Origin of the sequence: Bradyrhizobium manausense, from assembly GCF_018129685.1 — a bacterium.
GTDB classification, from domain to species: Bacteria; Pseudomonadota; Alphaproteobacteria; order Rhizobiales; family Xanthobacteraceae; genus Bradyrhizobium; species Bradyrhizobium manausense_D.
On record NZ_JAFCLG010000051.1, the window covers coordinates 1 to 3,355 of the forward strand.

At 56.7% G+C, this 3,355-nt stretch carries 2 protein-coding genes; both read left to right on the top strand.

Annotated features, from left to right (window positions below):
- Positions 1–236: 236 nt before the first annotated feature.
- Entirely contained in the window at positions 237–431 is a 195-nt protein-coding gene (locus JQ621_RS35205; protein WP_212241794.1) for a hypothetical protein, read from the top strand.
- A 352-nt stretch (positions 432–783) separates the two neighbouring features.
- Positions 784–990, top strand: coding sequence for a cold-shock protein (locus JQ621_RS35210; protein ID WP_212241795.1), 207 nt, complete (start codon positions 784–786; stop codon positions 988–990).
- Positions 991–3,355: the final 2,365 nt, after the last annotated feature.

Below are 3,355 nucleotides of genomic sequence, written 5' to 3' on the forward strand. Positions count from 1 at the left end.
CGACAAGCGCGCAGACATCTTCCTGTCTGCAATCCTGTTGGCAGCCGCAGTCTCATGGTGGACTAATTGAGTCCGGAACCTAGCGAGCGGCAGTGCTATCAACCCAACGGGTGAGATGACCTCGCGCTTAAGGCGGTTCCCTTTCTGTCCCAGAGCGGTCCCAGCGGCCAATTTACTCGCACCGCATTTTTCGGTAATTTGCTCACATTGCAAATCCGAAATTTGGGGGTAGCGTTATGTCGAGTGCGATTGAATTGATCGTTGCAAGTTTCACCCGGTTGAAGGACTGGCAGTCCCTAGAAAACCTGCGAACGCATCGTCGGCATTTAGCGGTCGACCTGAAGGCTAGGACCGGCTTCGACTATCGATCGTCGATCGCCCAGGTCGAGCAGGACCTTGCAGCCATCGAAGCTGGTTTGCATCCGCTTTAGGGGCCAGTCGGTGGATGATCGCATGCAAAGCCTTCACACCTTCGGTTGCAGCCTCGATACATCCGCACGCGATACGCCGCGCACGATTGAATTCGCCGTGGGCCAATTGGTGATTGTGCGAGCCGAAGCCGGGCGGCGACTGGGGGGTAAGCAGGGAGTTGTCCTCGGTGCTGGCGCGACGAGCACGCGTGTTAGGATTCGACTTAATGGCTCGAAAGGTCCGATCACTTTGCATCGACGGTTTCTAACCCCCTTTGAATAAGTTCCGCCGCCCTTCGTATTGCCGAATGTTCTTTCGACGGGGCGACGGCGAATTACGCTGCGCTGAACGGATCTGATCGGAGTTTTCTTAGTGGCTATTGGCACTGTTAAGTGGTTCAACCCCACCAAAGGATATGGATTCATCCAGCCTCAGGATGGTGGTCCAGACGTATTCGTGCACATCTCAGCGGTCGAGAAGGCGGGCTTTACCGGGCTCGCTGAGGGCGCAAAGGTAAGTTACGAACTCGTCAACGGCCGAAACGGTAAAGCGTCGGCTGAGAACCTGCGTATTGGCTAAGGTGGCGTAGCCTAATGCTCGCGCCGAGCCCGGGTCGGTCTCATCCCAACTGTACTGGTTGGCTTCGTTGAGCGGGGGAAATGGCTTTGTGGCAACGTCGGGAGGTCGTACTTCAGGCACGCCGCCCAATATTTTGATCAGCTACCGGCTAAGCGCGTCGATCACCTGGGCTCATCGCCGGAGGCGCTCGGTTCTGGAACTTGATCCGTCTTTTGACCGGCCGGCGCCATAGCGGTGATCGCGTCGCTTCGGCACCAAGCCCTTTAAGCCCAAGCTGCAGGCCGCGCTAAAAAGGTCCGGGCGATCTCGCCAGCTTCGAGCGGCGCCACAGACATGCCGTGGGTACGGCCTCAATAGTCGCGCTAAGTTTGTCTTGCGCACCGAGCAGAAGTCGGCGGAGATCGACCTACCGATCGTTTGATATCGAAAGCATGCGCTGTGCTTTAGCGAATGCAGTGCATTGAAATCGGAAACGCATCGACGAGGAGCACCACGGCCTCACCATCGATAATAAAATGCTGTTCGCGGCTTTCCAGTGCGGATTGGACGATCCGACGATCCAGGAGAAGCGATTGGTCCAGTCGTGGCCATTTGTGAGTGAGCAGCCGTGCGGTCTTGACGTTTCGCTCCACGCGCATGCGCCAAGCGTCGTATTTGATTTCGCGGATCCAGTCGGGGCATGCAGAGACAATCTTGGCGGGCCGCTAGGCAGGCAGAACTCGAACGCGGTAAGCATCGCTCCGACGAATCGTGCAGAGACTCAGAAAAAGGGTCGCATTGGAGCGGCCCGTCGTGAAGTCTGAAGTTAGGTAGAAAAAAACAAGTTCTTCAAAACCAGCCCCGGGATTGAAAAAGCTAGGGATGCAAACCTGTGCCCGGCGACGCTAATCAAGCAGGGCTTCGTTTCAGCAGTATTTCGGGGCGCGAGGTAATTGTAGCTCCGAATAAGGAACCTTTGGTGAGGGACGCATATGCGGTTTAGGCGCGACATTAGGCAGCCGCGCCCGCGACTCTGACCAGCACTACACTGTAACGACGGCAAATGCTCCAAGCTTTACCACTTCGCGCGCAATACCGGAGAGCTGTTGGCGTAGCTTGGCTGGCCACGAAAGCTGCGGGCTTTAACAGCCGCGGCAAATCTGTGTCTTACGTTTCAATTGAAGATTCTCGCCATCCTCGTCAGCGGATCGTTCGAGAGTCCAGGATGGAGACGATGGATCAATTGCAGCGTCAGGCGATGAAATCGATCCTGTCGCCGTTGGGTCCTTCGTTGGCGGACGAACGAGACGCTTGGATGGGCGGGTTCGCGCGGGGTCTTGGCCCAGACCGTCCCATGCGGAATGCGCCGGCATACGTTGTGCCGTCGCGCTACCAACGGTAGCCAAGAGTACGACTGTTGCAGCCATTCTCAGCATTCAAAATTTATCCAGGTCAACCGTTAAAAGGGGTTACCTCGCACATAACACGCCCCCTGCCTTTGGCAAAGCAGGGCCGCGTAGCCTGACCTATAGGTGTAAGCGGCGCGCAGGTAGCTTCAAGGCAAGTTCGGATTAACCTCGCTAAGCGGTGCTCTCTCCTCAGAGATTCTGTCCCTCAGGGCAGCGGGTGCTCGCCAAGCCTATGCCTTATCGGCACAAAGACGCACAATGTCTGGTACAAAGCTCGTCGAGCCTACGGCGCGCACCGTCAGTCAAATGTTTCTCGCATTGATTGTTGAGTTCCTCGAACTCGAAAGTCTCTTCGGGAGTCAGGCCACGCAAGATAACCCGACCACGGCGGTCCAATTGAAATCGAAAAAAAGCATGATGCATCGCAGTCCCCCGCGAGCGGAAAGTAATCATGGTAACAGTTGCGACGAAAATCAGCCAGAGTAAAACAGGTGCCGGCTGCCTCCGCATCGAGCAGACGTCTGCAGTTTAGTTTCCCTTAGGGCTTGGAGCCGGCCTCCGGTAAGGCCGCCGGAGTATCCCAGGGACGCTTTCCATTGCTATCGCGATCCCAAGGTTTTTTGGAATGGTCAGCCCTCTCTTCGGCTTTGTCCCGCGCGCGAGCAGCTTTGATTTGCTCTCGGATCGAGATATCAGCGGCGGGTGGTGCTTGAGGTGCGGGTATCTGAGCCGCAGCGGGTGACCACACAGCGAGGAGGACAACAATGATGACGCTCCTCATCCCTGCTGTTAGCACATCTCGCCTAGGCTGTCCGATCTACTTTGTTCGCTTACTTCGAGCAACTGAACCGCCCCGCGTTTGCCGGAGGCTCCAACTCCTGAGAGGATGGAGCCATGACAAGCAAGACGACGAACAAGTTTTCACCCGAGGTCCGGGCCCGTGCCGTCCGGATGGTTCTGGATCACGCCGGCGAGCA

What these genes read in the sequence shown, in the direction of transcription:
- JQ621_RS35205 (WP_212241794.1), top strand. Translation starts at nt 237, where the DNA reads ATGTCGAGTGCGATTGAATTGATCGTTGCAAGTTTCACCCGGTTGAAG.